This is a genomic window from Treponema sp. R80B11-R83G3 (assembly GCF_054786115.1).
In genome coordinates this window covers 64,387-71,107 of the sequence record NZ_BDHF01000005.1, presented here as the reverse complement: position 1 = coordinate 71,107, position 6,721 = coordinate 64,387, and the positions used below count along the sequence as shown (strand labels likewise).

At 43.3% G+C, this 6,721-nt stretch carries 8 protein-coding genes; 3 read left to right on the top strand and 5 right to left on the bottom strand.

Annotated elements, in window-relative coordinates; translation table 11 throughout:
- The first annotated feature begins 186 nt into the window (after window positions 1-186).
- The 3 genes from ACYVRH_RS01660 (at window position 187) to ACYVRH_RS01650 (ending at window position 1,111) form a co-directional block, all read left to right on the top strand.
- Complete coding sequence (locus tag ACYVRH_RS01660; RefSeq protein WP_461255193.1) at window positions 187-471, top strand: BrnA antitoxin family protein; 285 nt, start codon at window positions 187-189, stop codon at window positions 469-471.
- A gap of 84 nt (window positions 472-555) precedes the next feature.
- The gene (locus ACYVRH_RS01655; protein ID WP_461255192.1) at window positions 556-795 is read left to right on the top strand and encodes a DUF433 domain-containing protein; all 240 of its coding nucleotides are present in this window, start codon (window positions 556-558) and stop codon (window positions 793-795) included.
- Window positions 779-1,111 carry a DUF5615 family PIN-like protein gene (locus tag ACYVRH_RS01650; RefSeq protein ID WP_461255191.1) on the top strand — a complete coding sequence of 111 codons (333 nt, stop codon included), beginning with the start codon at window positions 779-781 and terminating at the stop codon, window positions 1,109-1,111. The genes ACYVRH_RS01655 and ACYVRH_RS01650 overlap by 17 nt, the downstream gene beginning before the upstream one ends.
- Before the next feature lie 25 nt (window positions 1,112-1,136).
- Here ACYVRH_RS01650 and ACYVRH_RS01645 read toward each other — a convergent pair whose 3' ends face one another.
- From ACYVRH_RS01645 to murG, 5 genes are read right to left on the bottom strand one after another with little or no spacing between them, the layout of a single operon-like run.
- On the bottom strand, window positions 1,137-2,501 hold the full coding sequence (locus tag ACYVRH_RS01645) for a sigma-54-dependent transcriptional regulator (RefSeq protein ID WP_461255190.1): 1,365 nt from the start codon (window positions 2,499-2,501) through the stop codon (window positions 1,137-1,139).
- Entirely contained in the window at window positions 2,501-3,661 is a 1,161-nt protein-coding gene (locus ACYVRH_RS01640; RefSeq protein ID WP_461255189.1) for a two-component system sensor histidine kinase NtrB, read from the bottom strand. Before ACYVRH_RS01640 ends, ACYVRH_RS01645 begins: the two co-directional genes overlap by 1 nt.
- Window positions 3,654-4,976 (bottom strand): DNA polymerase III, encoded by a 1,323-nt coding sequence (locus ACYVRH_RS01635; protein ID WP_461255188.1) that lies wholly within the window; start codon window positions 4,974-4,976, stop codon window positions 3,654-3,656. The genes ACYVRH_RS01640 and ACYVRH_RS01635 overlap by 8 nt, the downstream gene beginning before the upstream one ends.
- Window positions 4,969-5,448 (bottom strand): CvpA family protein, encoded by a 480-nt coding sequence (locus ACYVRH_RS01630; RefSeq protein WP_461255187.1) that lies wholly within the window; start codon window positions 5,446-5,448, stop codon window positions 4,969-4,971. Before ACYVRH_RS01630 ends, ACYVRH_RS01635 begins: the two co-directional genes overlap by 8 nt.
- Window positions 5,445-6,563: an undecaprenyldiphospho-muramoylpentapeptide beta-N-acetylglucosaminyltransferase gene (gene murG / locus ACYVRH_RS01625; RefSeq protein ID WP_461255186.1), complete on the bottom strand. Its 1,119-nt coding sequence runs from the start codon at window positions 6,561-6,563 to the stop codon at window positions 5,445-5,447. The genes ACYVRH_RS01630 and murG overlap by 4 nt, the downstream gene beginning before the upstream one ends.
- Window positions 6,564-6,721: the final 158 nt, after the last annotated feature.

The window sequence follows — 6,721 nt, the reverse complement described above, 5'->3', positions numbered from 1 at the left end:
TTTATTTATAGAAATTATTGTTTATTTTGACGTATATCTGACTTAATTTCATCAATTGTTTTGATTAAATTTTTTTCAATAATATTATCTATTGTATATAACATGACATCATTATAGAAAAATTCTCTCTTATTGACGAAAATAAGAACCAAATCAACATCAAGAAGCATGGGAGGAGATATTATTATGGCGATAGTTAGGTATACCCTTGAAACTCTACCCCCTGTCAGTAAAAAAGACCTTGATCGGGTAGACTCCATCAAAGATGAAGACATTGACTACTCCGATATTCCCGAAGCAACTGATTTATCAAACTTCCGTCCGTGGGAACAACGCAAAATGTTCAAACCGGTTAAGGTCGCCGTTACATGCAAATTAGATGCGGATATTGTCGCATGGCTTAAGCAGGGTGGCAAAGGTTATCAAACCAGACTCAATACTATTCTGCGAAAAGCTATGTCGCATGCTTAATAAAATGGGAAACTACAAATTTACCTATAAAATGTCCGTCTTGATGTCATTGCCCCTTTTTTCAAATTATGATAATATATAAATATGAATGAACTAGGGACACATATTGTAGTTGATCCTGAAATACGCTTCGGTAAACCATGTATAAAAGGAACAAGGATAACCGTCGGAGATATTTTGCAATGGCTTTCTGGGGGAATGACTGAGCAGGAAATAATTGCAGATTACCCCGAATTGCAAAAAAAACACATTAGAGCGGCACTTGCCTTTGCGGCGGAAAGAGACACAGTAACCAAGGTAATTGCGCATGAAACTGTTGCTTGACGCAAATCTCTCGTGGCGTTTAACATCTGTATTGTCGGAATATTTTGGCGAGTGTGTCCATGTAAATAAGACAGAACTTCCAAAACCTGTAAAAGATACGGAAATATGGAATTATGCCGCCGCTAACGGATACACTATTATTACCCAAGATTCTGACTTTTTACATCTCTTTGAAATAAAAGGTTATCCGCCGAAAGTAATTTTACTGCGAGTAGGAAACATAGACAGAAAAACGGCAGAAAAAATATTATTACAAGCCAAATCATCTATTCTTGAATTAGAAAATGGAGATTATGGACTTCTGGAAATAATATAAAGTTATCTGCGTTATTTGTCGCCCCCTACTCCCCTTCATCCTGCCCCCCAAGCCCATAATCCGCGAGTTTGCGAAGCAGCGTCTTCCTGCCAATTTCCAAAGTTTCCGCAGTCTTGCTTTTATTTCCTTTACAGTGTGAAAGAGTATCGCGGATAATAATTTTCTCGCACTCTTCCATATTCGAGCCTAGCCTAATGTTAATCCAGCCGTCATCCTCCGCATTGCGGAAAGCGGGGGGAAGGTCGCCCACGTTAATCGCGTTTGATTGGCACATAACGACGGCGCTTTCCATGCAGTTGCGCAATTCGCGGATATTGCCGGGCCAATCGTAACCGTACAGGCGGGCGCGGGCTTTTTCGTTTATCCCTTCAATTTTTTTTCCGTTTTCAAGGGCAAACTCTTTTAGGAAAGCGGCGGCTAACAGGGGAATGTCGTCTTTTCTTTCGCGTAACGGCGGGACGTTGATGTTTACCACATTTAGGCGGAAATATAAGTCTTCACGGAAATTTCCCTTTTCTATTTCCGCCTTTAAATCTTTATTGGTGGCGGTAATAATCCGCACGTCAATTTCTACTGTTTGCTCCCCGCCTACCCTTTCAAATTTTTTCTCCTGTAGGACGCGCAGTAATTTTATTTGAATGTTTTGGTCTATCTCGCCTATCTCATCCAAAAAAAGAGTCCCGCCTGAGGCAAGTTCAAACCTGCCCTTGCGCTGGGAAACAGCGCCGGTAAACGCGCCCTTTTCATGGCCAAAAAGTTCGCTTTCAAGCAACGAGGGGGCTAGGGCGGCGCAATGCACTTTAACAAGCGGCTGATCTTTTCGCGGAGAAAGATCGTGTATCGCATCGGCTACCAGTTCCTTTCCTACGCCGGATTCGCCAGTTATTAAAATTGACGCTTTTGTGGGAGCGGCTTTATTGATCAAATCAAAAACGTCTCGCATATTGCGCGAGTTGCCAATAATTGAGTTAAATTGTTTCTTGCGCTCAATTTCCTCTTCCATTCTGCGGTGCTGAAAAAACAGCTCACGGTTGTCAAGGGCGCGTTTTACTTTTAAGGAAAGATGATCCAAATCTACAGGCTTTGTAAGAAAGTCCCAAGCGCCATCCCTCATGGCAGCGACGGCATTCTCCACCGTGCCGTGTCCTGTTAAAACAATGACGGGAAACCCTGGAGCCTGAGCGAGTATTCTTTTTAACAGTTCATCGCCGCTTAAACCCGGCATTTTAAGGTCAGTTATTACAAGGTCGATGTCCCCTTCGCAAAAACGATTCCAGCCATCATCGCCGTTTTCAGCGCACGCGACATCATAGCCGTCTTCCTGCAAAGATTCGGCAAGCCCGTTGCGGATATTTTTTTCATCGTCAATTACCAGCAGACGGAATTTCATTATTTTCCTCCGTTATATGCAATAAGCCGAGTATCCTTTTGCGGTACCGGCAGAATTATTCTAAACTCGGCCCCTGTCCCAGGGGACGAATCCACTGTTATCTCACCCTGATGTTCCCTTATAATTTTATAAACTTGCGTAAGGCCAAGCCCCGTACCGGTTTCCCTCGTCGTAAAATACGGTTCAAAAATTTTCGCAAGGTCTTCCTTGCTTATGCCGATACCGGTATCGCAAAGAGATATTCTAATTTCATTATCGGCGAATTTTGTGGCTACGGTAAAAACCCCGCCTTTGGGCATCGCAGCCTGAGCGTTTTTTATCAGATTAAGCAAAGCCTGTTTCATATACCGCTCGTCAAATAAAATTTTTGGCAGATTCTCATCAAGCTCAAGCATGCAGACTATATTTGACTGTTCCATCTCAAACTTTACAAACTCCATAATTTGCGCGAGCAATTCGTTGATGTCGCCCTCGCGCAATTCAAGGTTCATTGGGCGCACGGCAAACAGAAAATCTACTACAATGCGGTTAAGCCTGTCAATTTCTTCCTTAATAACAGAAAAATATTTATCCGTTTTCTTTTCTGATGCTTCACTTTTTTTAGCCAGCGCTTTTTGCAAAAGCTGAAGATGTATCGAAATTGACCCAAGCGGATTTTTAATCTCATGGGCAACGCCGGCGGCTAAAGTGGTAAGGCTCGCAAGATTTTCCGCCCTTCTAAGACGCGCCTCCCCCCTTCGCTTCTCAGTAATATCTTCTATGTAAATTAGAGTCCCCGTAATTTTTTTGTTGTGAACAAGCGGGACAACATTTACGGAATATAACCTTCTGCGCTCCTGTTGATCTATTTCAATCTCTTTATCAATTATTTTTTCGCGGTTGGCGATTATATCCTTGAAAGTTTCAATAAATTGATCGTCTAAAATGGCGTCTTCTAACTTGACTCCTTCAATGTAGTTAATCGAAATCATCCTAAGTGCACATTTATTCGCCAATACAAGATTATCCCTGTTGTCACAGACAAGAATGCCCATGTCTATTGAATCAAGAACATTTCCAAGCAGGTCGATTTCTTCCACGGCGGAAATTAAAAGTTCTTTGCGCTGTTCCGAGTTGAGCTTGTTAATTTTTTTTAAGGCGCGCCTGAAAAAATCAACCATAACGCCCTCTTATTGCAGCCGTCTTTAATTTATATAAAAGATTTTCAAGCGTAATAGCCGCGTTTATATTAAGTATGTCAACCGATGTTACCGCTTCACCGACATATTTTTTAATTAAATCGTTATACGCTATAAATTCAGGAGCATTCGAGGAGCGCAGACAATCGCCAATTAATTCAAGAGTGATATTCATAAAACGCAAGAATGAAACTTCTTCAAAGTTTTTACTTTTGGAAAGTATCGCTTTTACAATAGCGCTATTCTTTGAATAACGCTCAAGCCCCGCCGTTTCCGCAACAGGCGCGTATTGTTCACCTAACGCTATTAAAAAAGCGGGAGTATGCCCCTTGTTCTTCGCGTAAATGGAAGCCGTCCGCGCAAAAGAAACAATAAACCACGCGGCAAGCGGGTACAATTTTTCCGTACTCTGCGGAAGAAATGAATCAAGGTAAGAGGCAAGAATCGAACCTTTTTGATTGGGATACGTTAATTCCGAATTTTCCTTAAATACGCTCCTAATTACTTCTTTTTCGCTTTCCGCGCTCCGTTTTAAGAAGCGGTACGGACGCAAGCGGGATAAAATAGTCTGCATTATCGCCTCGCGCCTCTGGGCGGTAAGAACAATGCTTACGGAAGGTGGAGGCTCTTCAAGGAGTTTTAAGAGCGAATTACGCGCGTCGTCCCTCATTGTTTCAGCGTTTTCTATTATCAGCGTTTTGCGCTTGCCGTTAGGCGCTAATCTGCACCAGTAAGACGCGCTCCTTATGTGATTTATCGGAATGCCGTTAATACCTTCGCTTTCAAGGGCAAGGGAGTCTTTTACAAGGGAAGCGCAGAGTTTATTAAGGGCGGCTTCTGTAACAGTTTCAGCATTAACCAATAAAAGCTCATTAAGCCCTTCATCAAGAGACTGTAAATTCGCGGCGACCGCTTTCGCTGTTTTTGAATCATTTTCCAACAAGACGGGGGAAAAGCGAATCTGTAATTTCCGCAAAGACCTGAAAAATAAAGTTTTTGCTTTTGACGGATTTCGCAAAAAAGCATGTTGGCACGCAAGTATTTCAGATGAAAAAGAGCGTTCTCCTAAAACCAACAGATCATCATGCTGTAAAAATTTGTACCTTTCACATGAGGAACACTTGCATCCCCACGCGGCTTTTTCTTCACAGGAGAGAACGCGCGCCAACTCAAGCGCGGCGCTGCCTTTCCCACTGCATGACGGGCCAAAAAACAACATGCTGGGAGCGTCTCGCTTTGAAAGAATATCATCGCGTAACTGAAGAACCGCGCTTTGTTCTATAATATTCTCAAACACTTATGATTTTCTCCTTGCCGGCAATTAAGGGCAGTATTAGCCTCGCAAAAAAACTATTCTCCAGCAATGAGCTTGAGTCAAAAAGCGGCTGTATTTTTAACAGGAAAAGAATCAAACTTACCAGTACTATGCCTTCCGCCAAACCAAAAATTAACCCAAGAAAACGGTCGGCGCCGGAAAGGCTTACATTGTCAATTATATTGACCAGCATTTTTTCTATTATTTTGATAACCAAAAAAACAATAACAAACAAAATAACAAACGCGGCAATTTCAGGAATTACGTTTAATTCAGGCCAGAATTGATTTCTTAAAAACACGCCGCCGTTTTTATGGAAAAACAACGCGGCAAGAAGCCCAAGTACTATAGCCGCCATGGATAATAGTTCGCTTACAAAGCCTTTCAGAAAACAACGGATCATAAAGAGCGCAATTAATCCTATAAAAACAAAATCAATGGCGGAAAAATTCACCTGTCTCCCTCCGAAAGCCGCGCAATATCATCCGCAAGAGCGCGGGCGATAATTAAAGCGCCGTCCCGCTCGCCTATTTTTGCGGAAGCAGCTGACATATTTTTTCTTTTTTCCCCGTCCTGCGCAAAAGAATTAACCGCGCTTATCAGCGCCCACGGCGTTGTTTTTTCACCTAACACCTGCGCGGCTCCCGCTTTTTGAAAATATTCGGCATTCTGCACCTGGTCGCCCCTTGTGCCGGCTCCCCTTAACGGGATTAACAGCATCGGCTTTCCAAGCACGGCCCACTCCCAAATGCCCGCTCCGCTTCTGCCCATAACAAGCTCCGCCGCCGCCATTACGTGGGGCATTTCATCCTTAATGTACGGAAAAGGTTTGTACCTTTTGCTCGCGGGAACGTCCCATGTAAGATTCGGGCCTGTTTGATGTACGACGGTGTAAATTTGCGTCAGTTCCGGCAAGACGGCGCGGATAAGTTCGTTAATTTCGACAGCCCCCTGACTGCCGCCAAGAACCAAAAGAATCCGCTCTCCGTCTTCAACGCCCAAAAAAGCCCTTCCCTTCGCGGCGTCCGCATTATGAAAAACGTTCCGCACCGGATTGCCGCTAACCGTTATGTGATCACGCAAGGACTTGCTTAAAAAACGCCCGGTTTCTTCGTAAGCGGTAAAAATCCTTCCCTTTGTACGCGCAGAAAAACGGGCGTTAATTTTTGTGGCAAGCCCCGGACTGAAATCCGATTCATGGGTAAAGACTTTTATTCCCAAAGACGCCGCAGCCGCGCATGGCGGCACGCTTACAAAACCGCCTTTGGAAAACAATAAACCGCATTTTTCTTTTTTTAATATTTTACGCGCAGTAAAGAAACCGCCGATAACTTTAAAAAAATCAACAAATGTCCTAAGTGAAAAATAACGCCTTAATTTTCCTGAAGGGATACGGAAAAATTTAATACCCGCCTCTTCCACAAGAGAGCGATCAAGTTTGGCGGAGGAACCAATCCAAAACAACTGAAACTCACGGCCAGAAAGCAGTTTCTTTAATTCCGCCGCGACCGCGAGAGCCGGGTAAATATGCCCTCCCGTCCCTCCGCCAGTAAACGCGATACTTACCATGGGAGTAGTATATAGTAGATAGTTATTAGTGAATAGTGGGTAGTGAGCAATGAGCAATGAGCAGTGAGCAATGAGCAATGAGCAGTGTTATTGTTCGTAAGATCAGCTTATTACCTTCACGCTAAGATAACGAACAAATCTCATTGCTCACTGCTAAT